We start from the raw sequence: 26,534 nt of genomic DNA on the forward strand, positions 1-26,534 counted from the left end.
CGGAACGACCCGCTGATCCCCATCATCTTACCGGTTCCGGGCATGGGGCCGGGGCTGATCTGGGGGCTGGACTTCGCGCCTGACGCGATCAGGCCGGTGGATCATTGCGATGGCGGGACGACGGGCGGCTTTCGCTGGCTGCACCTGAACCTGGCCGATCATGGCACGCGGCAATGGATCGAGGGTGCGGCGATGCTGCCCGAGGCGGTGCGCGAACTGATCCTGGCGCCCGATACGCATCAGCGGGCGCTGGTCGATGGCGACACGGTCGGCTGCGTCCTGCATGATTTCGAGCGGGATTTCGATGTGGCGGATACCGCGCGGGTGGGTGCGCTGCGCATGGCGTTGACGCCGACATTGATGCTGACCACCCGGCTGCATCCGCTGCGCTGCGCCGACATCGCGCGCCATCGGCTGGAGCGGACGAAGGGCGTGATCGGCGGGGCACAGGCGCTGGACCTGCTGGTCGGCGCCATTGCCGAGAATATCGCCGATATCAGCCGGACCCTGTCGGCCGACATCCAGCGCGCCGAGGACGCCTTTCTGGAGGGGCATCATCCGCCCCAGCCTCGCGACCTGATCGGCATTCGTCGCCGGCTGGCGCAACTGCATCGGTTGCTTGCCGGCGCGCGGGGCGTGTTCCAGCGGCTGGAGCGGGACGAAGAACTGCCGGACGCTCTGCTGCCCACGGTCGAGAAACTGACCCAGCGGTTGCAGGCGCTGGACGCCGACATATTGGAAGGGCAGGCGCAATTGCGGTTGCTGCGCGACGAACTGGACATACAGGCGGCGCAACGGACGAACCAGAATCTCTATATCCTGTCGATCATCACCGCGCTGATGCTGCCGGCGACCCTGGTCACCGGACTGTTCGGCATGAACACCGGGGGCATGCCCTTTGCCGGTGCGTCGCACGGCACGCTGACCGCGACACTGGTGGCGGCCGGGGCGGCGGGTGTGAGCTATTGCCTGCTGCGCTGGATGGGATTCATGCGGCGCTGAACCGCGATCCATCGCGCCGACGATCTTGGGCCGGGGCCTCTCCTAAAATCAAATGATAGTGAATACTATCTATGTACTGCCCGCCAGTGGCAGAGGAGAGGCATGCCATCATGATCATCGAACCCGACATCCTGGCCTATATGACTGACCTGGAGAGCGCGGTCGCCAATCTTGGCGACACCTGGCACCCCGATGATCCGGCCTATCGCGCCGACGTTTATCGCCAGACGATGACCAGCCTGTCCTATGCCTATTTCGCCTATTTCCATGCCACGCCGGAGCATCCCGATTGGGCACCCTTGTGGAACCCGGTCTATACGCTCCAGCCCAATCCGGACGATATCTACCTCCAGTCGCCGATCTGCGGGGATCTGACCTACCGCATCGCCGGCAATCGGGGCAGCTGCAAGATATTGAGCTTCACCACCCAAAGGGCCTTGTCCGGCACGGTGGATGAAATGCCCCGACCCAATGGCCATCATGAGGTGGACGACAGCGATCTGGGGCTGGAGCCGGGGGAGCATTTCGAACTGATCCTGAGCGCCCAGCGCCCGGCGGGCTATGCTGGCAAATGGGCGCCGATCGATCCTCAGGCGGGCGGGCTGATGGTGCGCTATCGCAGCTATGACTGGCTGAACGAGGTTGATCCGCAACTGACGATCGAATGTCTGGATCCAGTGCCGCCCAAGCCGCGCCTTTCGCCGGAGGAGATTGTCGCGCGCATCCGGGAAATGGCCAAATTCCCCGGTCGCAAGACGCGGCTTTATTATCCGATGCAGAATGGCGTGAAGGAGCGGGTTGGCTTCAACCGGTTCGAGCCGGTGCGGATGCCCGGCGCGCTTGCCAAGCAGGTCTATTGGCCGGCCTGCTTCCAGTTCGACGCCGATGAGGCGCTGATCATCGAGACCGATATCCCCGCCCATGCGCCATACTGGAATATCCAGCTCAACGACCCCTATTTCAACGCGCTGGAATATGTCTATCGCCTGTCCAGCAGCAACGGCCATTATGCCAAGCTGAGCCGTGACGGCAAATATCGGGCCGTCATCGCGCTGGAAGACCCCGGCGTGCCCAACTGGCTCGATCCGGCCGGTTATCGCGAAGGCGGCATCTATGGCCGCTGGTATGATTGCGACAGCGCGCCGGTGCCGACCATCACGCGGGTGAAGCTGAACGCGCTGCGCACCCATTTGCCCGCCGACACGCCGATCGTCACGCCGCAGCAGCGCGCCGAGGAGTTGCGGCTGCGGGTGCGGGCCTGCCAGCGTCGGCGGCGCTGGTGAAAGGGAGGGGATTGCCAATGATGTCGAACGGATATGAACCGCCGCTACGCTTCGCCGCCGCGCTCGATCAGCTGCACGATCTGGTGACGGCGGAAACCGGCCATGATGATTTTGGCCCTGACGATTATCTGCCGGGGCTTCGCGTGCTGCTCCGGTCGATGGATTATGATCCGCGCTTTACCGTGGCGGGGCGGCGCACTGCCTGGGGACATGTGGTGGGCGTTCTGCGCGGCCGGGCAAGTGCGATCGCGGCGATGAAGGCGCATCCGGGCTTCGATGCCCGGCCGATCCTGAGCCCTGTCGTCATCACCGGCGTGCCGCGCACCGGGACCACGGCGCTGCATCGGTTGATGGCGGTCGATCCGCGCTTCCAGGGTCTGCAAAGCTGGCTGCTCGATACGCCGCGTCCGCGTCCACCGGTCGAAAGCTGGCAGGACGATGCCGATTTCCGCCGTTCGGTCGCCTTGCTGGAGCGGCGCTATGTCGATGCGCCAGCCAAGCGGGCCGCGCATCATGTCGCGGCCGAGGAAGTGCATGAATGCTGCATGCTGCTGCGCCAGTCCTTTGTTTCCAACCTGTGGAGCTGCGGCTGGTCGGCGGCAAGCTATGACGCGTGGTGGTGCGCGCAGAGCGAGGCGGCGGGCTATGACCATTATCGCCGCTGTGTGCAGTTGATCGGCGCCAACGACCCGGACAAGCGCTGGCTGCTCAAGAATCCTGGCCATATCGAAAATCTAGACCTGCTCTTTGCCGTCTTTCCCGATGCAAGGGTGATCCAGACCCATCGCGATCCGGCCAGGGCATTGCCTTCGCTCGTGTCGTTGCTGATGGCGGGGCATGGCGCGATGGAGGACGGGCGGGCGGCCGAGCGCGGCGCGCTGATGCTGGCACGCGAAACGGCCAAATGGTCCCATGCCGTGCGCAAGGCGGAAAAGGTGGCGGAACGCCATCCGGGCCAATTGCTCGATATCGTCCATGGCGATTTCCATGCGCAGCCCATGGCCGTGCTGGAGCGAATCTATGCCTTTATCGGCATGGAGATGCCCGATGCGACGCGCATGGCCATGGCACAGCGGATCGCGGACAAGCCCGAGATGCAGCATGGCGTTCATCGCTATTCGATCGCTGACTATGGCATGAGTGCGCAAGAGGTGCGGTCGGCGTTTGGCGATTATGTGGCGCGCTTCGACCTGGCGGAGACAGGACGATGAAGGCGGCCATCTATCCGGGCGATGGTCAGCCGATCGTCATCGCCAACCTGCCCGATCCGCGACCGGCCATGGGGGAATTGCTGATCCGCGTCCACCGCTGCGGCATCTGTGGCACCGACCTGTCGATGACCAGGGGGGGCATGTGGGATTATGGCCGCGGCGTACAGATCGGCCATGAATATGCCGGCGAAGTGGTGGACGTTGGCGCGGGTGTCGATCGCTTTCGGGCTGGTGACAGGGTTGCGGTCATGCCCTCGATCGGCTGCGGCCAGTGCACTCCCTGCCAGGAACATGGTAATCCGGTATTGTGCGGCGCAAAGCCGGGCGGCGCGATGCGGGGCTTTGCCGAATTTGCGGTGGTGCCGGCCGGTGCGGCGGTACGCCTGCCCGAAACCCTGTCCCTGGCCGATGGCGCGCTGATCGAACCGCTGGCCGTCAGCCTGTATGGCGCGCGCTTTGCCGATATCCGCCCCGGCGACCCGGTGCTGGTGCTCGGCGGCGGCACGGTTGCGCTCTATGCCATCTACTGGGCGCGGCGATTGGGGGCGGGGCGGATCGTGGTCCTGTCGCGATCCGCCCGGCGGCGCGATCTGGCGATCGCCATGGGTGCCGATGCCTTCTTTTCTTTTGGCGACGAGGAAAAGGGGCAGGTGATCGAAGCGCTGGGCGGCGCGCCCCGGATCGTGTTCGAGGCTGTCGGGGTGGACGGGATGCTGGGGCGGGCGGTGAACCATGTCGCGCCATTCGGGCGGATCGTGTCGCTGGGCTTCTGCACGGCGCCGGATGCGATCATTCCGGCGCTGGCATCCTATAAATGCGTCAACCTGCAATTTGCCGTCGGCTACCGCATGGCGGAATTCCTCCACATTGCCGACCAGATGGACAAGGGGCATGTCGACCCCAAGACGATCATCAGCAACGCGATCGCGCTGGATCAATTGCCGGCGATGATGGCGACGCTGCGCGGGACCAATGAAGAGACCAAGGTGCATGTCCGTTGCGGCTAGACCTGGACGGCGACCGTCTTTCGCCCGTCGTCGCCGAAAATGCGCAGATAGCGGTCGATCTCGGCCGGATCGCCGGTCGCCTTGGCGGGATTGTCCGACAGCTTGACCGCCGGGCGACCATTGGCGTCCACCACCTTGCACACCAGTGAGATCGGATCGAGCCCGTCGGTTTCGAACGGAGCGCAGCCACGAAAATCATTGGTGAGATTGGTGCCCCAGCCAAAACTCATGCGCACGCGGCCGTGGAAGTGGCGATAGGTCGCCTCGATACTGTCGACATCCATGCCATCGGAAAAGATCAGTAGCTTGCTGCGCGGGTCACGCCCCTTTTCCTGCCACCAGCGGATGATCTGTTCGCCCGCCTCGATCGGCGGGGCGCTGTCGGGGCGGAAGCCGGTCCAGTCGGCCACCCAGTCCGGCGCATCATTCAGGAAGGCGGCGGTGCCGAACGCATCGGGCAGGGCGATGCGCAGATTGCCGCCGTAATGGGCCTGCCATTGTTCCAGAACCGCACAGGGCGCGCGGGCCAGTGCTGCATCGTCTGGCGCCAGTGCCGCCTGGACCATCGGCAATTCATGCGCGTTGGTGCCGATCGCTTCCAGATCGGCGTCCATCGCCAGCAGCACGTTGGACGAGCCGATGAAGCGGTCGCCCAGACCTTCCTTCAGCGCCTCGACGCACCAGCGCTGCCACAGGAAGCCGTGGCGACGGCGTGTGCCGAAGTCGGAGATGACGAGATCGGGCAGGGCGCTCAGGCGCTCGACCTTTTCCCACAATTTCGCCTTGGCACGGGCATAGAGCACGTCGAGCGCGAAGCGGCCACGCCCCTTCATCGCCGCGCGCGATCGCAATTCGTTGATGATCGCGAGTGCCGGGATCTCCCACATCATCGTGTCGATCCAGAGCCCGTGGAAGCGCAGCTCATATTGGCCATCGACCTGACGCAGCTCATATTCCGGCAGGCGAAAGTCGGCGAGCCAGGCGATGAAATCCGGGCTGAACATCTGGGTGCGGCCATAGAAGCTGTTGCCCGCCAGCCAGATCAATTCCTTCTTGCCGAACCGTAGGGAGCGGGCGTGGTCGAGCTGGGCGCGCAGTTCGCCTTCATCGATGATGTCGGCCAGGCGCACATGGTGGGTGCGGTTGATCAGCTTGAAGGTGGTCTGGACATCGGGATGCTGCTGCCGGATCATCTGCAGCATCAGCAGCTTGTAGAAATCGGTGTCGAGCAGGCTGCGGACGATCGGGTCGAGCCGCCAATTATGGTTGTAGGTGCGGGTGGCGATATCGGTGAAGACCATGAGAACCTGATGGACAGCAAAATTGACAGGGGCGTGCTGCACCGTTCCCCATGGAGATCATGATGGCAAGGCTGATGAGGTGATTATCGGCCGATGAAGTTCGGGGCGCGCTTGTCCCGCGTTGCGGCCAGCCCCTCGCGATGATCGGCGGTGGTCGCCAGCAGCGGCTGGACCAAGAACTCGCGGTCGAGGAACTGGTCGAAGGATAGCGTGGTCGCCTCGAACAACTGTTTGCTCATCGCATGCGCGACAGGCGGCCCCTTCGCAAGGCGGGTGGCCAGGTCGACGGCGGCATCGCGGATCGGGCGGCCTGCCTCGATCGAGAGGATGAGGCCGAGCTGCAAGGCTTCATCGGCGGTCAGCGTCCGGCCGCTATAGACGATTTCCTTCGCGCGCATCGGGCCGACCAGCCGGGTCAATTGCCAGATGGCGCCGGCGTCGGGGGCATAGCCTATCCGGCCGAACAACTGGGCGAAGCTGGCGTTCGGGCTGGCGAGGATCAGGTCGCAGGCGAGCGCCAGGCTCCAGCCGGCACCGACGCAGACGCCGTCGACCGCTGCGATGACCGGCTTGGGCATGGTCATGATGGCGCGGATCATGCGGTGGAGCGCGCGCATCCGCTTGAGGAAAGCGGCACTGTCGGCGGCGCCCATTTCGCCGGTATCGGCGCCCGAGCAGAAATGCCCGCCTGCGCCGGTCAGGACGACCGCCCGAACCCCGTCATCCTGGGCGAGATCGTCGAACAGCGTGGCGATCTCGCTGCGCATCGCCATGGTGAACGCATTGCGCCGGTCGGGGCGATCGAGCGTCACGATCGCCACTGCGCCGTCATGCTCCAGCCGTAAGGTCATGGCGTGGGCGTCCAGCCGAAGGACTGGCCACTTTCCCGCTGCCATTTGTCGAACCAGGGGGCGAGCTGGCGGGCGCGGAAGTCCGGGGTGGCGGCGATATGCTGGCCGATGACCAGTGGGTTGGTGCGACCGTCCTGGCTGGCGGGCCATGGCGGCAGGCCGGGGCCGTTAGGATCGCCGCTCCGCACATAGTTCAGCATCCAGCCTGACATGGTTCTGGCGAGTGCCCGGCTTTCCGCATCGGCCGAGGGGGACTGGCCGAGCCAGAACAGCCGGTCGGCGCAATGGTCTGCGCCGGGTTTCGAACTGCGCTGCTCGGGCGGCACGAAATCGAACTGATAGGCGCGCGCCGGCAGGCCGGCGCGGGCCGCCAGCTGGGTCATGCCGAGCGCCGCCGAGGTGAACAGGAAATCGGTTTGCACCTGGCGCAGCAATTCCGCCTCTTCGGACAGGTTATAGCTGGCGGACACGGCCGACAGATCGATGCCGAAGCGGCGCGCCATTTCGGCCCGGCCAAAGCCCATCAGGCCAAAGACGCTGGCTTCGTTGCTGGTCGATCCGCTGATCAGCGGGACATGCGCGATCTGGCCCCTTGCGAACAGGGTGGAAAGGGGAGCAGGGAGCCAGCTGCCATCGACGGTTGCGCCAAAGTCCGGCGCGCCGCTGTCGCCGGCCAGCACCTGTGCGACGCTGAGCCTGCGCAGGGCAGCGAGCGATGGCGAGCCATCGCCGGTCACGCCGGTGCGCTGGGCAAAGGCCAGTCCCTGTTCCTGCGCCTGGGGCAGGGGGCGGTTGGCGTTGAACAGGCCGCCGGCCGAATGGGCGCTGGCGCGGGCGAACAGGCCCCTGGCCATCGGCGTCGCCATCAGCGCATTGATGCTGGAGCCGCCTGCCGAACAGCCGATGATGGTCACATTGTCGGGATCGCCGCCGAAGCGGGCGATATTCTGCCTGACCCAGTGCAGCGCCGCGACCTGGTCCATCAGCCAGAAATTGGCGGTCGCCTTGGGCGCTTCTTTTGTCAAGGCGGGATGGGCGAAGAAGCCGAGCCGCCCGATGCGGTAATTGGGGGCGACGAGGACGACACCCCGCTTGACCAGCGGCGGCATGCCGTTGCGGAACGGCTCCCGACCCGAGCCGACGAAATAGGCGCCACCATGGGCGACGAACAGCACCGGCAATTTGCGGGCGCCAAGGTCGGGCGAGGCGACGTTGAGGGTCAGGCAATTTTCATCCTGGGGGAAGGCGGCGTCCCCTTTGCGCTGTGGCTGGGGGCAATCGGCAGCAAAGCCTGTAGCGTCACGCTCGGTCTTCCAGGAGCGGACCGGTTGCGGTGCGCGCCAGCGATTGGCGCCGACCGGCGGCGCGGCATAGGGGATGCCGCCAAAGAAGCGGACATCGTCGCGCATCACGCCGCGGATCGGCCCGGACGTGGTGGACAATCGGGGCGGTGCCGAAGAAGGCGCGGCATTTCCAAGGCTTGCCCATAAAGCGACGGCCGTAGCCGCGCAGGCGACAGGGCGCTGCACCATCTCCATCATCCCCTCATCAATTTTGCCCTATGGTGCATAATAATGTTGGAGACGATTATCGCTGTCAAGCGCGCAGGCGCGTTGACAGGGTCATGAATCTGCACCAAGGTGCAATATAAAGAGGCGCGAACAGGGGCGCACGGAGAAGGATGAGAGCATGAAGGGAAGAGTGTCGACGGCCGTGGCGATCCTGGCTCTGGCGAGCGGGCTGGTCGCCTGCGGAGCGGACAGCGCAGCGCCGGGCGGACCGACCGCCAACTGGTCCAGCTTTGGCGGCGACGACAAGGAGCAGCATTATAGCGCGCTCGACCAGATCAGCGCCGACAATGTCGGCAAGCTCGGCCTCGCCTGGTCCTATGATATCGACACCTATGACAGCTATACCCAGCCGCTAGCGATAGATGGCGTGCTCTATTTCGCGGTCGGCCTGTCGGTCGTCCATGCGCTCGACGCCAAGACCGGCAAGTTGCTTTGGCAATATGATCCCGATGTGGCGAGCCAGCCGGAGGCGAAATGGCGGATGCGCGCCGGCTGGGGCACGCGCGGCATCGCCTATAAGGACGGGCTGATCTATACCGCCACCCGCGAAGGCCGGCTGATCGCGGTCGACGCCAAGACCGGCAAGCCGCGCTGGTCGGTCCAGACGCTGGACGAGGCGGAAAACGGCTATATCACCGGCCCGCCATGGGTCGCCGGCGACAAGATCGTGGTCGGCTTTGGCGGCGCGGATTACAGCCCGACCCGCGGCTATGTGACCGCCTATGATGCCAAGACCGGCAAGAAGGCGTGGCGCTGGTTCGTGGTGCCGGGCGATCCGGCCAAGGGCTTCGAGAACAAGGCGATGGAGGCGGCGGCCAAGACCTGGACCGGTGAATGGTGGAAGTTCGGCGGGGGCGGCACGGTGTGGCATGCCATGGCCTATGACGCCAAATATGACCGAATCTACCTGGGCACGGGCAATGGCTGGCCGTGGAACCAGAAGATCCGTTCGCCCGGCGGCGGCGACAATCTCTATCTCGCCTCGATCGTGGCGATCGACGTGAAGACCGGGGAATATGCCTGGCACTATCAGGTGAACCCGGAAAACAGCCACGATTTCAACGATGCGATGGATATCGAGCTGGCCGATATCGAGATTGGCGGCAAGATGCGGTCGGTGCTGATGCATGCGCCCAAGAACGGCTTCTTCTATGCGCTGGACCGCGAGACCGGGAAATTCATCTCGGCCGGCGAGTTCGCCAAGCAGAATTGGGCCAAGCGGATCGATCCGGTCACCGGCCGACCCGAGATCAATCCCGAGGCGCAATATCCGAACGGCAAGCCGTTCATGATGTACCCCTTCCCCAATGGCGCGCATGGCGTCCAGGCGATGGCGTTCAGTCCCAAGACGAACCTCAGCTATATTCCGGTGATGGAGGGCGGCCGCGTGTTCGTCGATCCGGCCAATGTGAAGGACTGGACCTACAAGCCGGGGATGATGGTCAATACCGGTCTGGGCGCGCCGCCGGCCAATCTGGTGCCGCCCGCCGCGGTGAGCAAGCTGGTCGCCTTCGACGTCGCCAACAACAAGGTCGCCTGGTCGGTGCCGCAACCTGGCGTGTTCAATGGCGGCATCATGGCGACCGGTGGCGGCCTGCTGTTCCAGGGCACCAATGACGGCAATTTCAACGCCTATTCCGCGACCGACGGGCGCAAGCTCTGGTCCTTCCCGGCGCAGAACGGCATATTGTCCGCGCCGATCAGCTATACGGTCGGCGGCAAGCAATATGTGTCGGTGATCACCGGTTTCCGCAGCAGCTTCCCCAACGTGCCCAACTGGGATTATCGCCAGCAGCAGCGCCGGGTGCTGACCTTTGCGATCGGCGGCACCAAAGCGCTGCCCAAGTTCGAGCCGGTGGACGAGCCGATCCAGGATGATCCGGCCTTCATCGTCGACGCCGCCAAGGCCAAGGTCGGCGGCGGCATATACAATAGCAGCTGCGTCATCTGTCATGGCGCGGGCATGATGGCGGGCGGCGCCGCGCCCGACCTGCGCAAGTCGGCGGTGCCGCTGGACGCGGAGACGTTCAAGTCGGTGGTGCATGACGGGGCGCTGATGGCGCGCGGCATGGGCGCCTTCGAGCAATTGAGCGACGCCGATCTGGAAGGGCTGCGCCATTATATCCGCCAGCGCGCGCGGGAAACCGCGCCCAAGGCGAACTGACCTCCCATGGCATCCGTCCCCTTGTGGCGGATGCTGCTTCGCCCCGCTTCCTTTCATCGGGAGGCGGGGCTCCTTGTCTGCGCCGAGCGGGGGCTTGCACAAAGTCCAGCCGTGCGGCATCAAATTTGCACGTTCATGCAATTGCGTTATGATCGTCGGTTACGTGCCCCCGCCGGGCGCGCCTCGGGGAGGATGAGCGAATTTGACGACGGACAAGGACATGGCTGACCTCAAGGAAAATGGCGATCGGCCGCAGACCTATTCCAGTCCGGCGATCATCGAACGCCGTCGCCGGATATTGGAGGAAACGCGCAAGGTGATCGCCGAGCAGGGGATCGCGGCGCTGAGCATGAACGAGATCGGCCAGCGCGCGGGCGTCGCCAAGCGGACGCTCTACAACGCCTTTCAGACCCGTGAGCGCATGATCGCCACCGCGATCCAGGAATATTTCGACGAATATGTCAGCCGCATCGTCTATTCGAGCCCGCCCGGCACGATGCAGCATAATCTGGAGCGGATGATCTCGGTCGTCCAGCGCAACCGGGAGATCCGCAATTATATCAAGGCGATCATGGCGCTCTATTTCAGTTCGGATGTCGACCGCGACATCTGGACCGCGATGCACTCGCCGGCCATCCATCATAACAAGCAGTGGATCGAGGCGCTCGACGCCGCGAAGCAACTGCAACCCTGGGTGCAGGTCGACAAGCTGGTCGATGATCTGGTGCGCTTCGAATATGCGACGATCAATGATTGGGCACAGGGCCGCATCCCCGATGACGAGGTGATCGTCCGTCTGGTCAGCAGCTATCTGTCCTGCCTGCTCGGTTCGCTGAAGGGCGCGGCGCGCAAGGAAGTCGAAGCGCTGATCAAGGATATTGCCGAGCGCGGCATGGACGCGCTGCCGATGTCGCCCAAGACCAAGACGAAAGCGGCTTGAATCTGCACCATGATGCAAATTTTCTTGCATCATGGTGTGCGCCTCGTCTAGGCATGCCCCAGGCCCGACATGGGCATCAGCATGGGAGAGTGAGATGAGCGCGCCGAGCGAAGACCCCGAACTGTTGTTCGAGCTGCGCGAGGATGGTGTCGCCGTCATCACCCTCAACCGGCCGCGCGCGAAGAACACCGTCTCCTTCACCATGTGGGAGCAGTTTTCCGCTGCGCTCGACCGGCTGGAAAATGCGACGCCGGCACGGATGCTGATATTGTGCGGGGCGGAGGGCTATTTCAGCAATGGCGGCGACGTGAAGCTGCCGCCAGCGCGGGGCGAGGGCGCGTTGCGGCTCGCCGCTCGGCTGGAGATGGGGCAGCGGATCATCCGCCGGCTGCGCGCGCTGCCGATCCCGACCGTAGCGGCGGTGGAGGGCGGCGCCTATGGCGTGTCCTGGAGCCTGGCGATGGCCTGCGACATGATTTTCGCTGCTGACAATGCGCGGTTCGGTGCGCCGTTCCTGGATTTCGGGCTGGTGCCCGATGGCGGCGCGGCCTGGTTCCTGACCAAGCAACTGGGGCGGGCACGCGCGGCCGAGATCATCTTTTCGGGGCGGACATTGGAGGCGGCCGAGGCGCTGAGCCTGGGGCTGGTCAGCCGGCTGGTCCCGCCGGGCGAGGCGGTCGCGCAGGCGCTGGCGCTGGGCGCGACGATCGGTGGCGGCAATGCCCATGCGGTCGAACTGACCAAGCGGCTGCTGGATCAGGCGGAAAGCGGCGACCTGTCGGCCAATCATGCGCTGGAACTGGTCTATTGCCATACCTGCCAGGCGGGGGAGGAAGTGCCCCGCGCCCGCGAGGCGTTCAAGGCACGAGCAGCGGCGAAGGCTGCCGCGAAGGGCGCAACTGGGGCGAAGGAATAAGTCATGCAGTTCGACATGCGCAGCCTGCCGATGGCGACCCGCTACAAGATCGTCAATTCGACTATCACCCCGCGTCCGATCGCCTGGGTCACCACCCGGTCCGAGGCTGGCGTGGTCAATGCCGCACCCTACAGCTTCTTCAACTGCGTCGGCACCGAGCCGCCGCTGGTGGCGCTGGGCCTGCTGAAGGAGCCGATGTCGCGCGGCCTGAAGAACACGGCGACCAATATCGTCGCCACCGGCGAGTTTGTCGTGAACCTGGTGTGCGAGGATGATGCCGAGAAGATGAACCATTGCAGCGTCGATGCGCCGGCCGATGTTAGCGAGATCGACTATGCCGGGATCGAGACCGCGCCGTCGGTGCTGGTCGCGCCGCCACTGATCGCCAGCAGTCCGGTCAGCTTCGAATGCCGCAAGGTCGCGGCGATGGACATCGGCACGATGCAGACGGTGATCATCGGCGAGATCGTCATGGCGCATGTCCGCGACGAATTCATCACCGATCGTGAGCGTGTCTATTTCGACACGCCGGCGATGAAACTGATCGGCCGCACCCATGGCAGCGGCTGGTATGTGCGCAACGGCGACAGTTTCCAGATGGACCGGCCGCGTTATGATCCGGCGCGGCTGACGGGCAAGGAATGAATTTGAACCTATAGTGCAATATTACTTGCGCTGCCGGGAAAAAGCGTGTCTGTTTCAAGGGAAAGGCCGGAGGCGCGATTCCGCGCACTACCGGCCAGATCCCAGAAGAGGCGGCGCAGACCGCCAAACAGGAGTGCGTGATGCCCGGCCCTCTGGACCATCTTGTCGTTATCGAGCTGTCGACCGAAATGCCGGTCGCGATTGCGGGCATGCTGCTCGCCGACCATGGCGCCGACGTGCTGAAGGTCGAGCCCAGGGGCGGCGCCTATTTCGCCCATGAACTGACCCGCAAGAGCTGGGACCGGTCCAAGCGCAGCGTTGAGCTGGACGTTGCCGATGCGGACGACCGGGCGGCGCTGCGCGGGCTGCTGAGCGGAGCGGACATCTTCATCCATGCGCTGGAGGAGGGAGAAGCGAAGGCGCTCGGCCTGGACGGTGAAAGCCTGGCGCGCGACTATCCGGAGCTGATCGTGTCGGCGCTGACCGCCTATGGCGCGGACACGCCCTTTGCCGATCGACCGCGCGGCGAGGGGCTGGCGGCGGCGCTGCTCGGCACGATGATCGACAAGTCCAGTCCATTCCGCGAAGGGCCGGTCTATCTCGGCCATCCCGCGCTTCATTATGGTCAGGCGTTTCTGGGGGTGATCGGCGCGCTGACGGCGATCCGGGCGCGGCGGTCGAGCGGCAAGGGACAGAAGGTCGAATCCTCGCTGCTCGACGCGATGCTGGCCCAGTCGCCGATGAACAACTGGTGGCAGGAAGAGGGGATTTCCTACATCAAGGCGGGGGATTCCGGGGCGGTCGACCGGTTCGGCCGGACCCGGCTGGTGACAGGCATGTTCGAATGCGGCGACGGCCTGTTCCTGCAGATCCATACCGGCGGCCAGGGCGGCTTCAAGGCGGCGATGGATCAGCTGGGCTTTGGCGACCGGGTGTCGGCGGTCAAGGGCGCGGCCGAAATGTCGGTGCCATTGAGCGACGACGAATATCATATCGCCCGCGTCGAGATTTTCGATGCGTTCAAGGCGCGCCCGCGCGCCGAATGGATCGCGCTGTTCCAGGCGGCTGATGTGGCGGCGCTGCCGGTGCTGGAACCGGCCGAAGTGCTGCTGGACGAGCAGGTCGAATTTGTCGGCCAGCGGATTGCGCTGCCGGACGCGGAGTTCGGCACCATCTATCAGGCGGCTCCCGCCGTGCGGTTCGATCGCACGCCCTGCGCCGCGCCGCGCCCGGCGCCGGCTATCGGTGCCGACAATGGCGTGCTGGCCGATCTGATCGCGCGCAAGCGGGGCGAACTGGCGGCAGAGGGCAAACCGCTCGATCGGCCGCTCGAAGGCATCAAGGTGGTGGACTTCTCCTCCTTCTTCGCGGTGGGTTTTGGCGGGCGGCTGCTGTCGGACCTGGGCGCCGACGTCATCAAGGTGGAGACGCCCGACGGCGACCAGATGCGGCCGCTGCCGGACTGTTTCGACGCGGCACAGCGCGGCAAGCGCGATATCGTGCTGAACCTCAAGCAGCCCGAGGCGCTGGAGGCGGCGCTGAAGCTGGTGCGTGAGGCCGATGTCGTCACCCATAATCTGCGCCCCGGCAAGGCCGACAAGCTGGGCATCGGCTATGAGGCGCTGTCGAAGATCAATCCGCGCCTGCTCTATGTCTATCTGCCCGGCTATGGCTCCAGGGGCCCCAAGTCGCTGCTCAAGAGCTTTGCGCCTTTGGTGTCGGGCTGGACCGGCCTGCTCTATGAAGGGGGCGGCGCGGGCAATCCGCCGACCCGGTCGGTGTTCGGAAATGAGGATTATAATAACGGCTTTCTGGGCGCAGCGGGCATATTGATGGGGCTGGAGCGGCGCGCGATCAGCGGCGTCGGTGACTATATGGAGATACCCCAGCTTCATTCGAGCCTGTGGACCACGTCCGAGCATTTCCTGGATGCCGACAAGAAGGTCGTCTACGGCTTCCGCCTCGACAAGGATCAGGCCGGCTATAATGCGCTCGACCGGCTCTATCGCACCAGCGACGGCTGGCTCTGCATTGCGTGTCGGCAGGACGATCGCTTCGCGGCGCTGGCGCGGGCGGTGGGGCAGGCTGGGCTGATCGACGATCCGCGCTTTGCCTCGCCAAAGGAACGGTCGCTGCATGACGCGGCGCTGCTGGCGGCGCTGGAGCCCTGGTTTGCCGACAAGACGAGCGCGGAGGCCTTCGCCCTGCTCGATGCGGCGGGTGTACCGTGCGAGATACCGGCGGCCAAGAGCTGGGTACGCGAGGCGCTGTGGCAGGACTGGGCGGTGGCCAGCAACCGGGTGATCGAGAATTTCGATTCCATGTATGGCCATGTCCGCCAGTTCGGCAGCTTCATCCATCTGAGCGATACGCCGGGACATGCGCGCAAGTCCGCGCCGCGGCTGGGCGAGCATACGCGGCAGATATTGGCCGAGATCGGCTATGCGCCGAACGCGATCGACGCGCTGATCGACAGCGGCAAGGCGATGCAGGCGGCGGACGTGACCGGCCGTATCCAGTCACGCGTCTCGGCGGCCTGAACCAATACATAAATAGGGAAGAGGAACCCAAAGGGTGCAGTTGAACCTTCGTTACGACATGAACCGGCCGGATTTCGGCGCGCCGCATCCCGTGCTGTACCGCACTGCGATCGAGCAGGCGCAATGGGCCGACAGACTGGGCTTCACGCAGGTGTTCCTGGCCGAGCATCATGGCGCGGAGGGCGGCTATTGCCCGTCCTCCATGGTGCAGGCGGCGTCTATTCTGGGCGCGACGGACAACATCGTCGCGCATCTTTCGGCGCTGGTCGTCACCATGCATGATCCGCTGCGGCTGGCCGAGGATCTGGCGGTGCTGGACAATATCGCGCCCGGCCGGGTGTGGCTGACCGCCGGCATGGGCTATCGCCCGCATGAGTTCGAGATGTTCGGCAAAGACATCAGCAAGCGGCTGGCGATCATGAACGAGGCGATGGCCACACTGAAGCAGGCCTGGACCGGCGAGCCGTTCGAGTTTCGTGAGCGCAGCGTGCGGGTGACGCCGGCGCCGGCGACGTCGGGTGGTCCCAAAATCTACATGGGCGGGTCGACCGACAAGTCGGCGATCCGCGCGGCCAAGGGCGGCTATCAATATTTCCCCGGCCATCCCGACCTGTTCACCCTCTACAAGGAAGAGCGGGAGAAGGCCGGCTTCCCGCCGCCCGAGGAACTGCGCAAGCCGGCAGCGAGCTTCCTTTATGTTTCCGACGATCCGGATCGCGACTGGCCGCTGGTGGCGCCGCATGTCGCCTATGCGACCAACGCCTATGCCGAATGGGCCAAGGAGCGCGGCACCGGCCAGACACGCTACCAGCCCGCCGAGACGATCGAGGGGCTGAAGGCAATGCCGAACATCAAGGTGCTGACGCCCGACGAATGTTTTGAATATCTGAAAGGTCTGGGCCGGGGCACCGCCGTCACCTTCCACGCGCTGCTGGGCGGGCTGGACCCCGAAGTGTCGTGGCGCAGCCTGCGCCTGTTCGAGAAGGAGGTGCTGCCGCGCCTGCGCGCCGAGCCGGGCCTGCTGGAAAATCCGGGAGAATGAGCATGGAAGAACGCAATCGTCGCGGCACGCTGGCCGCCATGCTGGCGCTGCCGATCGGCATGGCGGCCGCCGCCGAAGCATCGGCCGCCGCGCCAAAGGGAAAGGCGAGCGGCATGGACATGGCCCAGCGGCTGGACATCATCGAGTCCAAGCAGGCGATCACCGAACTCCTCTATGCCTATGCGCGGGCCAATGACCGTGCGGACGAGGCGCTGCTGCGATCGCTGTTCTGGCCGGAATCGACGCACAAGCATGGCAAGTTCGAGGGCAAGTCGTCCGATTTCGTCGGCTTCGCCTTCAAGATCGTGTCGACGCTGAAATATGCCTGCCACCACATCACCAATGTCTCGGTCGATGTGAAGGGGGACAAGGCCTTTTCCGAATGCTATTATTTTGCGCAGCATCGGCGCGATCGCAAGGAAGGCGGGGGTGAGGAGGATGTCTTCTTCCAGGGCCGCTATCTCGACGATCTGGAACGGCGGAACGGGGTGTGGAAGATCATTCGTCGCCGGGGCCTGTCCGACTATACCTCGCCGCCCGAACCGGCGCAGACGCCCTATGCCGACTGGCCGGCAGGGCAGCATAGCGAGAAATATCCGAGCGACGATTATTACAAGATGCGCCAGCAGTTTCTGGGTAGCTGATCCGTGCGGGCGCTGATGTGCGAGGCGCATGGCGCGCCCGAGCAACTGGCGTTCCGCGACGTGCCCGTGCCCCGGCCGGGGCCGGGCGAGATCAGGCTGGCGGTGTGGGCGGCGAGCGTCAATTTCCCCGACGCGCTGATGATCCAGAATCTCTACCAGACCAAGCCGCCCTTGCCCTTTATCCCCGGTGGCGAGGCGGCCGGGGTGGTCGATGCGATCGGCGAGGGCGTCAGCGGCTTTCGCATCGGCGACCGGGTGGCGGCGATCCCGTTCCAGGGGGCCTTTGCCGAGCAGGCGGTGGCGCCGGCTTTCCGTACCAGCATCATTCCCGACGCGATGGGCTTCGATGTCGCGGCCGGTTTCACCATGGTCTATGCGACGGCGCTGCACGGGCTGCGCCAGCGCGGGCGGTTGCAGGCCGGCGAGACGCTGTTGGTGCTGGGCGCAGCGGGCGGCGTCGGGCTGGCGGCGGTGGAGATCGGCAAGCGCATGGGGGCGCGGGTGATCGCGGCGGCGTCCAGCGCGGAGAAGCTGGATCTGGCGCGGGCGCATGGCGCGGACGAGACGGTCAATTATGCTGAGGTCGACATCAAGCAAGCGGTGAAGGCGCTGGCCGGGGAGCGCGGCGTCGATGTGATCTTCGATCCGGTCGGCGGCGACCTGGCCGAGCCGGCCTTCCGCACCATGGGCTGGGACGGGCGCTATCTGGTGGTCGGCTTTGCCGCCGGGACCATACCCGCGATCCCGTTGAACCTGCCGCTGGTGAAGACGGCATCGATCGTCGGCGTGACATGGGGGATGCACAGCCGGCGCGAGCCGGACATCCATGCCGCCAATATGACGCAGCTTTATGACTGGTATGAACAGGGCGGGCTGCGGCCGGCGATCGGCGCGCGCTTCGGCTTTGACGAGAGCCGGGCGGCGATCCGCTGGATCATGGATCGCAAGGCGCAGGGCAAGGTGGTGATCGAAATGGCCTGATCGCGAGAGCGGGAGGAAATGAGATCAACCCATGCCGTCATTGCGAGCGTAGCGAAGCAATCCACCGGCGGGAGATGGATTGCTTCGCTACGCTCGCAATGACGAATCTCTCTTATCCGGTCGGCCAGTTGGCGAGCGGGGCGCCGGCGATGGTGGTGCGGGCCTGGACGATCATGCCCTTGCCGCGCGAGACGACATAGAGGGTGCGGCGATCCGGCCCGCCCCAGCAGAGATTGGTCGGCATCGCGATCTTTTCGCCGGCGGGATCGTGGAGGATGTCGATCTGGCGGCCCTGCGGCGTCAGCGCGACCAGCCGATTGGAAAAGGGCAGGGTGATCCAGAGATTGTCGGCCATGTCGAAGGCGATGCCGTCGCAATAGCCGAGCGCGGCTTTTTCCAGCGGCGGCAGAGCCAGGATCGCTTTCACTGTCTGGTCGGGGACGACGGTGCCAAGTTGCGGGCCGAAATCCTGCGGGTCGGCCAGGGTGCCGTCGGCGTTGCGGCGCCAGCGGCGGATGCGCCCTTCGGCGGTCAGCGAGGCATAGACATGGCGTTCGTCCCGGTCGAGGCAGAGGCCGTTGACCCCGCGCAGGTCGCGTGCGACGATCGCGGCGCTGCCGTCCGGCCGGACCATGTAGATGAAGCCCGCCGGCGTGGTGGTGCCGATATTGGCGACCGGCCCCCAACTGCTGTGGGTGCAATAGATGCTGCCATCCCGTGCGGTGGCGGGGCCGTTGGAGGCGACGAGTTGGCGCCCCTCCAGTTCCGAGACGAGCGTTTCGACCCTGCCGGTTTCGAGGGTGATGCGCTGGAGCGGGCCGGGCTGCTGCTTGAGCAGGCCCATATTGGCGACGATGACGCGGCCCTGTGCATCGACGGCGACGCCATTGGCGGCGAGCGGGGCGCCGACCTGCCGCAGCGGCTGTCCCGGTGCCAGCACGCCGATCGCGCCACCGCTGTTGGACAGGAACAGGCGGCCGTCGGGGGCGCTGGCGACACCCTCGGCATGGTCGAGCCCGTCGATGACCAGGCTGAAATCGGCCGGGGTCAGCGGTGCCGGGACAGTGGACGCGCGCGACGGGGCGGCGCGGGTGCAGCCGGCGAGCGCGAGTGCCGCGCCGCCGAGCATGGCCGTGCGCCGGTCGACCGCCCTGTCAGCGGCCATCTTCAGCGAACCGGCGCAAAGCCGGCGATGCGATGATCGTCCGCCTCGACCGGGCGGAAGCGCAGGCGCATGTCGCAGGCCGGTTCCACGCCGTCGTCATCGACCAATATGCCCGCAATCCGCACGCCCGGCGCATCGTCGGGCTCGAACAGGATGACGGTGTAGGGGACTTCAGCCTTGTGGTCGCCGGGCAGCAGGCTGCGGATCACGGTGGTGAAGCTATAGGCCTTGCCCTCGGCCGAGACCGGGCGCCATTCCAGCACGGCATCGGGCTTTCCGGGGACGACCTCTGGCGGATACCAGACCCATTCGCCGGTTTCCGCGTCGGCGGTGATGCGCAGTTCGCCGGCATCGAGGCCGTCGTAGAAACCCTGGAACAGCGGGTCTTCCAGATGGACGGGATAGATGGGAATGCCCATGGTCAGTCCCTCGCAAGGATGGTGGTGGAATGATTATTGCCGCCCAGGCCCGCGACGGCGCAGAGGCGGGCATCGGGCACCTGGCGGTCGCCCTCCTGCCCGCGCAGCTGGCGCACGGCCTCGATCAGCAGGTTGATGCCGGGGACATAGCCGCCCGACATATGGCCGCCGCTGGTGTTGACCGGCATCCGGCCGCCCGGTTTGGCATGGCCGGCGGCGTAGAAGCGCGCGCCTTCGCCGCGATCGCACAGGCCCAGCATCTCGGTCTGGACGATGGCCGAGATGGAGAAGCCGTCATAGACCTGGGCGAGGTCCAGATCCTTGGGGTCGACGCCGGCCATGGCATAGGCCTGCGCCGCGGAGTCCCAGCCGGGATAGTCGAAAGTGCAGGGCTTTTGCGTGAACAGCACGCCATGGGGGTAATTGTTGTAGCCGATGCCGACGCCCTGCACCGATATCACCGGATGAGGCAGGTCGCGGGCGGCCTCCACCGCGCTCACCACATAGGCGCCGCCGCCATCGGTGGTGAGGCAGCAGTCGGCGACGCGCAGCGGGGTCGAGATCATCGGCGTCTGGCGATAGGCGTCGAGGTCCATCGGATCGCGCTTCTGCGCGCCGGGGGTCAGCGCCGCCCAGGCGCGATATGTCATCGAGACCGAGGCCAGTTCCTCCTCGCTCATGCCGAATTCATGGGCGTAGCGATTGGCCATGGTGGCGAAATAGGTGGGCTGGCCGAAGAAGCCGGCGGGCATTTCCAGCCCCGCCTTTTGCGGCTCGCGCGCGTGGAAGCCATAGACGCCGCCCGGCTTGGTCGAGCGAATGGCATAGGGGACGAGGACATGGCGGGCGAGCCCGGCCTCGATCGCGAGCTGCGCCAGCCGCAGCGCGTCACCGGTGGTGGCGGTGCCGCCCGCCGTGTCGGCGACGGCGGTGAAGCGCCTGGTCGCGGCGCCGATCGCATGGGCTACCTCCTCCGACGGGTGGCCGACATATTTGTTGCTGACATGGCCGTCGATATCGGCGGGGATGAGGCCCGCATCGGCGATCGCGGCCAGGCTGGCGCGGGTCATCATCTGCATCACCGTTTCCTCGCCCTTGCGCAGGAAAGCGGTTTCGCCAATGCCGGTGATGGCGACTTTGTTGCCCTTCATCATGCGTCCTTGAACCCCTTGCGCTGTGCCACCAGTCGTTCGATCAGCGGGGAGGGAGTGAAGGCGGCGCCATGCGCGGCCTCCAGTGCCTTCAGCCGGTCGAGGACGGTGGGAAGCCCCTGGAGATCGGCCCAGAACATCGGGCCGCCGCGATATTTCGGCCAGCCATAGCCGGTGATCCAGACGATATCGATGTCCGACGCGCGCGAGGCGATGCCTTCGTCAAGGATGCGGGCGCCCTCATTCACCATGGCGAAGAGGATGCGATCCTGGATTTCCGCGTCACTGATGTCACGGCGGGTCATGCCCTGTTTCGCGGCGAAATCCTCGATCACCTGCATCGCGACCGGCGAGGGGGTCTGCTTGCGGTTCTCGTCATAATCGTAGAAGCCACCCTTCGTCTTCTGTCCATGGCGGCCCATTTCGTTGAGGATTTCGCGGACATTGGCCGAGCTGGTCGTCTTGGGGTTCCAGCCGACATCGAGCCCGACCAGATCGCGCATCTGGAAATGGCCCATGGCAAAGCCGAAGTCATACAGCACCTTGTCGACCGCCCAGGGCGTGGCTCCTTCGAGGATCAGCTGGTCCGCCTGCGTATTGCGAGCGGCGAGGATGCGGTTGCCGACGAAACCATAGCCATTGCCGACCAGCACGCCGATCTTGCCGATCGTCTTGGCGAGCTTCATGGCGGTGGCGATGATTTCCGGCTTCGTGTCTTTGGTGCGGACCACCTCCAGCAGCTTCATGACATTGGCCGGCGAGAAGAAATGGAGGCCGACGACGCTGTCGGGCCGGCTGGTGGCGGCGGCGATGTCGTCAATGTCGAGATAGGAGGTGTTGGTGGCGAGGATGGCGCCCGGCTTGGCGATCCTGTCCAGTTTGCCGAAGACCTCGCGCTTGACGTCGATCTGCTCGAACACCGCTTCGATGATGAGGTCGCAATCGGCCAGATCCTCCATCGCGATCGATCCGGTGAGCAGGCCCATGCGGGTGTCGACATCCTCGGGCTTCATCTTGCCCTTCTTGGCGGTCGTCTCATAATTGCCGCGGATGATGCGCAGGCCGCGGAACAGCGCGTCCTCGTTGGTCTCGACCAGGGTGACGGGGATGCCGGCATTGGCGAAGTTCATCGCGATGCCGCCGCCCATGGTGCCGGCGCCGATGACGCCGACCTTGGCGATCGGCAGGATCGGGGTGTCGGCGGGCAGGCTGTCGACCTTGGCGGCCTGACGCTCGGCGAAGAAGACATGGCGCTGGGCGGCGGACTGGCTGTCGGCCTGCAGTTCGTTGAACAATTGCCGCTCGAAGGTCATGCCCTCGTCAAAGGGCAGGTCCAGCGACGCCTCGACGCAGCGGATGATCGCTTCGGGGGCGTTGAAGCCACGGAATTTGCGGGCATTGGCCTTGCGGAAATCGGCGAAGATTTCGGGCTTGCCGCGCGCTTCGTCCAGCTTCTCGGTGCGGTCGCGGACCTTGAGCAGCGGGCGTCCTTCATCGAGCACGCGCTGGGCAAGGGCGATGGCGTCGGCGCGCAACTGGCCTTCGATGGCGAGTTCGTCGATCAGGCCCATTTCCTTTGCGGCTTTCGCCGAGACCGGGCTGCCGGCGGTCATGAGGTCCAGCGCCTTTTCGACGCCGACGATGCGGGGCAGGCGCTGGGTACCGCCGGCGCCGGGTAGCAGGCCCAGATTGACTTCGGGCAGGCCGCATTTGGCCGAGGGCACGGCGATGCGATAATGGGCGACCAGCGCGAGTTCCAGGCCCCCGCCCAGCGCCGTGCCGTGGATAGCGGCGATCACCGGCTTGGTGGCATTTTCCACCACCAGTTGCAGGTTGCGCAGCGTGGGTTCGACCGGCGGCTTGCCGAATTCGGTGATGTCCGCGCCGGCGAAGAAGGTGCGCCCTTCGCAGATCAGCACCATCGCGCCGACGGCGGGATCGCCGATGGCGGTCTCGACCGCGCTGGCGACGCCCTGGCGCACGGCGTTGGAGAGGGCGTTCACCGGCGGCGAGTTGACCGTGATGACCGCGATGGAGCCTTCCACCGCATAGGTGACGACGTCATTGACCTTCATTCAAGCCTCTGTGCGTTTGGGCGCCCGGCTGGCCGGCGGATTGCGCGGCCAGCACCTGACGGGCGCGTTGGCGGAAATAATGCTGGAGTCCGGCGATCTCGTCGTCGGTCAGTTCCTGGAAGCGCGGCATGCCTCGTTCGCGCAGGATGCCGTTGTGCAGCACATCCTTCATGCTGGCGGTGTCGAGCGGAACGCCCGACTGGAGCAGGTCCGGCGCGGCGCCGCCCGACACGGCGTTGGCGCCATGGCAGATGGAGCAGCGCTGGCCAAAGACGGTGGCGCCGATGGCGGCCCTGGCCGGATCGACGGCGAAGGCGGGATCGTCGATCACCGGCATGTCGACGGGATCGACCCTCGGCAGCGCCGCCTTGCCATCGAGGGCGAAGGTCAGGACGCGCCATTGCTGGGTGCGGTAATTCCATTCGCGTGGCAGGCCGATCGCGCTGGGGAAGCGGGAGCCGGCGATCACCGTCACATATTGTTTGCCGCGCGCGCGATAGCTGATCGGCTGGGCCATCACGGCCGTCTGGGCGTCGAACGACCAGAGCGGCTTGCCGCTGATGGCGGCATAGGCGACGAACTTGCCGCCGGCATTGCCCTGGAACAGCAGATTGCCGGCCGTGGTCGCGGTGCCGCCGCCGCCGCGCAGGCCGGGCATGGGAATGCGCCAGGCCTCGCTCTGCGTCACCGGGTTCCAGGCGAGCAGGAAGCTGGTGGCGGGACGATCGGGCGTGACGCCGGGCGGTGGCGCGCCGGTGCCGACGCTGATGCGCTGGCCGTCCAGATGCTTCCAACCCTTAAGCGGTTCGGCCGGGTCGATATAGACGCGGCCCTGGTCCATCGTCGGGATATAGACGAGGCCGCTGCCCGGATTGAAGGACATCGCCTCGATATTATGGGCACCAAAGGGCGAGGGGTAGACGATCGCCGCCTTGCCGCCGGGATAGCGGGCGGCGGGGTTTTCGATTGGTCGGCCACTCTTGACGTCGATGCCGCTGGCCCAGTTGACCGGGACGATGTTGCGGGCGGAGATAAGCTTTCCGGTGGCGCGGTCGATGACGTAGAAGAAGCCGTTCTTGGGCGCGTGCATCAGCACGTCGCGTTCGTGCCCGTCGATCTTCAGCCGGGCGAGTTCCATGTCCATCGCCGAGTTGAAGTCCCAGGTTTCGCCCGGATTGGTCTGATAGTGCCAGACATATTCGCCGGTGTCGGCGTCGAGCGCGACGATCGAGCAGAGGAAGAGATTGTCGCCGCCGCCCGGACTGCGGATCTTCTGGTTCCAGGGCGAGCCATTGCCGACGCCGATATAGATGCGGTTATATTTGGGGTCATAGGCCATGGCGTTCCAGGCGGTGCCGCCACCGCCATATTTCCACCACTCGCCGGTCCAGGTCTTGGCGGCCATCGCCATCGCCTTGTTCTCGAAGCCGAGCTTCGGGTCGCCGGGCACGGTGTAGAAGCGCCAGAGCTGCTTGCCGGTCTTCTGGTCATAGGCGGTGACATAGCCGCGGATCGGGGCGAAATCGGCGCCGCCATGGCCGATCAAGACCTTGCCGTTGAACACCCAGGGCGCGCCGCTGATATAGCGTTCGTCATCCTTGCCGATGGTCTGGGTCGACCAGAGCCTGTGCCCGGTGCGGGCATTGATGGCGATCAGCCGGCCGTCGATCGTGCCGACATAGACGGCGCCATTGTCATAGGCGATGCCGCGACTGCCCCAGGCGCCGCGCATCTTCTTGTCGGCAACCTTCCAGCTTTGCGGATCATAGGTCCATAGTTCATGGCCGGTGGCGGCGTCGACCGCGTGGACGACGCTGTAGCCCGAGGCATAATAGAGGATACCGTCGACCGCGATCGGTGCGGTCAGGCTGGAGCCGCCGCCTTCGATATCCTGATACCAGGCGAGGCCGAGCCGGCCGACATTATGGTCGTTGATGTCCTTCAGCGGGCTGTAGTGATTTTCATCGATGCCGCCATAGCCGGGCCAGTCGGTGCCGTCGCGCCGGGCCTGGCCCGAGGGCGCACAGGCGGCGAGCAAGGCGAGAAACGGCAAAGTGAGGGACGCAAGACGCATGTAGATCAGCCCCCGATCGTCCGGTCGGACGGCCAGAAACGCTGGCGCAGCGCCTTCTTGTTGACCTTGCCCATGATGGTGCGGCCGATGTCATCGACCATCTCGTAGCCGCGCGGACATTTATAGCCGGCCAGGCTGGCACGGCAGAAGGCGTTGAGTTCGTCGGCGCTCGGCGGATCGGCCGGATCGCGCGGGATCACCAGCGCGCGGGCTTCCTCCCCCATTTCCGCATTGGGGGCGGCGACCACGGCGATGTCGGCCACCTTGGGATGGCGCAGCAGCACATGTTCGGATTCCGCTGGATAGATGTTGACGCCGCCCGATACGATCATGTCGGACACGCGATCGGTGATGAAGAGATAGCCGGCATCATCGACATAGCCCATCTCCCCCAGGGTGAAGATGCCCGGCGCGATATGGGCGGCGGCGGTCTTTTCCGGGTCGCCGCGATAGACGATGCCATGGCCGCTGGTGTCACGGAAATAGACCTGGCCGACCTCGTTGGCGCCCAGCACCGCGCCATCGTCTCCGTAAATGACGGTTTCGAACGGGGCCAAGGCGCGGCCGACCGATCCAGGGCGTTCCAGCCATTCTGGCGAGGTGATGAAGGTGGTCGAGCCGGCTTCGGTGCCGCCATAGGCCTCCACCAGCACCGGGCCGAACCAGTCGATCATCGCCTGCTTTACGGCGCGGGGGCAGGCCGCGCCGGTATGGGCGAGGCGCTGGATGCTGGAGACGTCATATTTCGCGCGCACTTCTTCCGGCAGGGCGAGCATGCGCTGGAAATGGGTGGGCACCATGACCGAGCCGGCGACCCGATATTTCTCGATCAGGGCCAGCGCCCTTTCCGCGTCGAAATGCTCGACCGTGATGAGGCTCATGCCGCCGAAGACGTTGCGGGCCATGCCGAGCGGGCCGGTATGGTAGAGCGGGCCGACAGCGATGCCGGGCGAGGGCGTGATGCGGGCGCGCACGGTTTCCGCCAGCGCCTGCACTGTGGCGACGCGCGGGAAATATTGCGGCGGGGTCTCGGTCGCCTTGGGCCGGCCGGTGGTGCCGGAGGTATAATGGAGATGGGGCAGCGGCGGCACGCTGGGGTCGGGCTCGGCGGTCGAGGCGGCGGCGAGCCACGCTTCCCAATGGATGATGCCTTCACGATCGGGACAGCGCCAGCCGATCACGGTGCCGACACCGGCCTCGGCCGCAGCGGCAAGGCCGGCCTCCATCGTTTCCGGGCCGACCAGCAGGGCGACGGCGCCGCTGTCCTTCAAAATATAGGCGGCCTCCGACGGGGTGAGGTGGAAGCTGACCGGGACGCTGGAAATGCCGGCCTCCAGACAGGCGACATAGGCGATCACGGTTTCGGCGCTGTTAGGCGCGAAGACGGCGACGCGCCGTTCGCGCAGGTCGAGGCCATTGAGGGCATTGGCGGCGCGATTGAGCAGGTCATCCAGTTGCAGCCAGTCGAGCGAGACACGCTCGTCGGTCAGCGCCATGTCGGTGCGACGGTCGGGCGCGACAGCCTGGAGGGTGAGTGACATCAGGCGTCCTT

21 protein-coding genes are annotated in these 26,534 nt (G+C 65.5%); 12 read left to right on the forward strand and 9 right to left on the reverse strand.

Annotation, left to right across the window (positions count from 1 at the left end):
* Positions 1–42: 42 nt before the first annotated feature.
* The 4 genes from U0025_RS07070 (at position 43) to U0025_RS07085 (ending at position 4,503) form a co-directional block, all read left to right on the forward strand.
* A complete protein-coding gene (locus U0025_RS07070) occupies positions 43–1,002 on the forward strand; it encodes a transporter (RefSeq protein ID WP_004212278.1) in 960 nt (319 codons plus the stop codon).
* A gap of 110 nt (positions 1,003–1,112) precedes the next feature.
* On the forward strand, positions 1,113–2,285 hold the full coding sequence (locus U0025_RS07075) for a hypothetical protein (RefSeq protein WP_004212279.1): 1,173 nt from the start codon (positions 1,113–1,115) through the stop codon (positions 2,283–2,285).
* A gap of 17 nt (positions 2,286–2,302) precedes the next feature.
* On the forward strand, positions 2,303–3,496 hold the full coding sequence (locus U0025_RS07080; RefSeq protein ID WP_004212281.1) for a sulfotransferase family protein: 1,194 nt from the start codon (positions 2,303–2,305) through the stop codon (positions 3,494–3,496).
* Positions 3,493–4,503, forward strand: coding sequence for an alcohol dehydrogenase catalytic domain-containing protein (locus U0025_RS07085; RefSeq protein WP_004212283.1), 1,011 nt, complete (start codon positions 3,493–3,495; stop codon positions 4,501–4,503). The genes U0025_RS07080 and U0025_RS07085 overlap by 4 nt, the downstream gene beginning before the upstream one ends.
* Here U0025_RS07085 and pncB read toward each other — a convergent pair.
* From pncB to U0025_RS07100, 3 genes are all read right to left on the reverse strand, one after another.
* Positions 4,500–5,804 carry a nicotinate phosphoribosyltransferase gene (gene pncB, locus U0025_RS07090; RefSeq protein ID WP_004212284.1) on the reverse strand — a complete coding sequence of 435 codons (1,305 nt, stop codon included), beginning with the start codon at positions 5,802–5,804 and terminating at the stop codon, positions 4,500–4,502. The genes U0025_RS07085 and pncB overlap by 4 nt on opposite strands.
* A gap of 83 nt (positions 5,805–5,887) precedes the next feature.
* Positions 5,888–6,655, reverse strand: a complete 768-nt coding sequence (locus U0025_RS07095; protein ID WP_004212285.1) for an enoyl-CoA hydratase/isomerase family protein — start codon at positions 6,653–6,655, stop codon at positions 5,888–5,890.
* Positions 6,652–8,097: a carboxylesterase/lipase family protein gene (locus U0025_RS07100; protein WP_157225227.1), complete on the reverse strand. Its 1,446-nt coding sequence runs from the start codon at positions 8,095–8,097 to the stop codon at positions 6,652–6,654. Before U0025_RS07100 ends, U0025_RS07095 begins: the two co-directional genes overlap by 4 nt.
* A gap of 247 nt (positions 8,098–8,344) precedes the next feature.
* Here U0025_RS07100 and U0025_RS07105 point away from each other — a divergent pair, with 247 nt between their 5' ends.
* From U0025_RS07105 to U0025_RS07140, 8 genes are all read left to right on the forward strand, one after another.
* Complete coding sequence (locus tag U0025_RS07105; protein WP_004212288.1) at positions 8,345–10,390, forward strand: PQQ-dependent dehydrogenase, methanol/ethanol family; 2,046 nt, start codon at positions 8,345–8,347, stop codon at positions 10,388–10,390.
* Positions 10,391–10,592: 202 nt separating this feature from the next.
* A complete protein-coding gene (locus U0025_RS07110) occupies positions 10,593–11,330 on the forward strand; it encodes a TetR/AcrR family transcriptional regulator (protein ID WP_004212290.1) in 738 nt (245 codons plus the stop codon).
* A gap of 94 nt (positions 11,331–11,424) precedes the next feature.
* Positions 11,425–12,246 (forward strand): enoyl-CoA hydratase/isomerase family protein, encoded by an 822-nt coding sequence (locus U0025_RS07115; protein WP_004212292.1) that lies wholly within the window; start codon positions 11,425–11,427, stop codon positions 12,244–12,246.
* Between the two features lie 3 nt (positions 12,247–12,249).
* A complete protein-coding gene (locus tag U0025_RS07120; RefSeq protein WP_004212294.1) occupies positions 12,250–12,891 on the forward strand; it encodes a flavin reductase family protein in 642 nt (213 codons plus the stop codon).
* A gap of 140 nt (positions 12,892–13,031) precedes the next feature.
* Positions 13,032–15,431 carry a CaiB/BaiF CoA-transferase family protein gene (locus U0025_RS07125; RefSeq protein WP_004212296.1) on the forward strand — a complete coding sequence of 800 codons (2,400 nt, stop codon included), beginning with the start codon at positions 13,032–13,034 and terminating at the stop codon, positions 15,429–15,431.
* 34 nt (positions 15,432–15,465) lie between these two features.
* A complete protein-coding gene (locus tag U0025_RS07130; protein WP_004212298.1) occupies positions 15,466–16,473 on the forward strand; it encodes an LLM class flavin-dependent oxidoreductase in 1,008 nt (335 codons plus the stop codon).
* Positions 16,474–16,475: 2 nt separating this feature from the next.
* A complete protein-coding gene (locus tag U0025_RS07135; RefSeq protein WP_004212299.1) occupies positions 16,476–17,117 on the forward strand; it encodes a nuclear transport factor 2 family protein in 642 nt (213 codons plus the stop codon).
* 3 nt (positions 17,118–17,120) lie between these two features.
* Positions 17,121–18,098, forward strand: a complete 978-nt coding sequence (locus U0025_RS07140; protein ID WP_037491430.1) for an NADPH:quinone oxidoreductase family protein — start codon at positions 17,121–17,123, stop codon at positions 18,096–18,098.
* Between the two features lie 112 nt (positions 18,099–18,210).
* Here U0025_RS07140 and U0025_RS07145 read toward each other — a convergent pair whose 3' ends face one another.
* From U0025_RS07145 to U0025_RS07170, 6 genes are read right to left on the reverse strand one after another with little or no spacing between them, the layout of a single operon-like run.
* On the reverse strand, positions 18,211–19,263 hold the full coding sequence (locus U0025_RS07145) for an SMP-30/gluconolactonase/LRE family protein (RefSeq protein WP_004212303.1): 1,053 nt from the start codon (positions 19,261–19,263) through the stop codon (positions 18,211–18,213).
* 2 nt (positions 19,264–19,265) lie between these two features.
* A complete protein-coding gene (locus U0025_RS07150; RefSeq protein WP_004212305.1) occupies positions 19,266–19,682 on the reverse strand; it encodes a Zn-ribbon domain-containing OB-fold protein in 417 nt (138 codons plus the stop codon).
* A 2-nt stretch (positions 19,683–19,684) separates the two neighbouring features.
* Positions 19,685–20,836, reverse strand: a complete 1,152-nt coding sequence (locus U0025_RS07155; RefSeq protein WP_254792208.1) for a thiolase family protein — start codon at positions 20,834–20,836, stop codon at positions 19,685–19,687.
* Positions 20,833–22,908: a 3-hydroxyacyl-CoA dehydrogenase NAD-binding domain-containing protein gene (locus U0025_RS07160; RefSeq protein WP_004212308.1), complete on the reverse strand. Its 2,076-nt coding sequence runs from the start codon at positions 22,906–22,908 to the stop codon at positions 20,833–20,835. Before U0025_RS07160 ends, U0025_RS07155 begins: the two co-directional genes overlap by 4 nt.
* On the reverse strand, positions 22,895–24,982 hold the full coding sequence (locus U0025_RS07165; RefSeq protein ID WP_004212309.1) for a PQQ-dependent dehydrogenase, methanol/ethanol family: 2,088 nt from the start codon (positions 24,980–24,982) through the stop codon (positions 22,895–22,897). Before U0025_RS07165 ends, U0025_RS07160 begins: the two co-directional genes overlap by 14 nt.
* 5 nt (positions 24,983–24,987) lie before the next feature.
* Positions 24,988–26,523 carry an AMP-binding protein gene (locus U0025_RS07170; protein WP_004212310.1) on the reverse strand — a complete coding sequence of 512 codons (1,536 nt, stop codon included), beginning with the start codon at positions 26,521–26,523 and terminating at the stop codon, positions 24,988–24,990.
* Positions 26,524–26,534 lie beyond the last annotated feature (11 nt).

This window comes from Sphingobium yanoikuyae (genome assembly GCF_034424525.1).
Taxonomy (GTDB): Bacteria; Pseudomonadota; Alphaproteobacteria; order Sphingomonadales; family Sphingomonadaceae; genus Sphingobium; species Sphingobium yanoikuyae.

Excerpts from the sequence above, each read along its gene's own strand:
- U0025_RS07070 (WP_004212278.1), top strand. The coding sequence starts at position 43 with ATGGGGCCGGGGCTGATCTGGGGGCTGGACTTCGCGCCTGACGCGATC.
- U0025_RS07075 (WP_004212279.1), top strand. The coding sequence starts at position 1,113 with ATGATCATCGAACCCGACATCCTGGCCTATATGACTGACCTGGAGAGC.
- U0025_RS07080 (WP_004212281.1), top strand. The coding sequence starts at position 2,303 with ATGATGTCGAACGGATATGAACCGCCGCTACGCTTCGCCGCCGCGCTC.
- U0025_RS07085 (WP_004212283.1), top strand. The coding sequence starts at position 3,493 with ATGAAGGCGGCCATCTATCCGGGCGATGGTCAGCCGATCGTCATCGCC.
- pncB (WP_004212284.1), bottom strand. The coding sequence starts at position 5,804 with ATGGTCTTCACCGATATCGCCACCCGCACCTACAACCATAATTGGCGG.
- U0025_RS07095 (WP_004212285.1), bottom strand. The coding sequence starts at position 6,655 with ATGACCTTACGGCTGGAGCATGACGGCGCAGTGGCGATCGTGACGCTC.
- U0025_RS07105 (WP_004212288.1), top strand. The coding sequence starts at position 8,345 with ATGAAGGGAAGAGTGTCGACGGCCGTGGCGATCCTGGCTCTGGCGAGC.
- U0025_RS07115 (WP_004212292.1), top strand. The coding sequence starts at position 11,425 with ATGAGCGCGCCGAGCGAAGACCCCGAACTGTTGTTCGAGCTGCGCGAG.
- U0025_RS07120 (WP_004212294.1), top strand. The coding sequence starts at position 12,250 with ATGCAGTTCGACATGCGCAGCCTGCCGATGGCGACCCGCTACAAGATC.
- U0025_RS07125 (WP_004212296.1), top strand. The coding sequence starts at position 13,032 with ATGCCCGGCCCTCTGGACCATCTTGTCGTTATCGAGCTGTCGACCGAA.
- U0025_RS07135 (WP_004212299.1), top strand. The coding sequence starts at position 16,476 with ATGGAAGAACGCAATCGTCGCGGCACGCTGGCCGCCATGCTGGCGCTG.
- U0025_RS07145 (WP_004212303.1), bottom strand. The coding sequence starts at position 19,263 with ATGGCCGCTGACAGGGCGGTCGACCGGCGCACGGCCATGCTCGGCGGC.
- U0025_RS07150 (WP_004212305.1), bottom strand. The coding sequence starts at position 19,682 with ATGGGCATTCCCATCTATCCCGTCCATCTGGAAGACCCGCTGTTCCAG.
- U0025_RS07155 (WP_254792208.1), bottom strand. The coding sequence starts at position 20,836 with ATGATGAAGGGCAACAAAGTCGCCATCACCGGCATTGGCGAAACCGCT.
- U0025_RS07160 (WP_004212308.1), bottom strand. The coding sequence starts at position 22,908 with ATGAAGGTCAATGACGTCGTCACCTATGCGGTGGAAGGCTCCATCGCG.
- U0025_RS07165 (WP_004212309.1), bottom strand. The coding sequence starts at position 24,982 with ATGCGTCTTGCGTCCCTCACTTTGCCGTTTCTCGCCTTGCTCGCCGCC.
- U0025_RS07170 (WP_004212310.1), bottom strand. The coding sequence starts at position 26,523 with ATGTCACTCACCCTCCAGGCTGTCGCGCCCGACCGTCGCACCGACATG.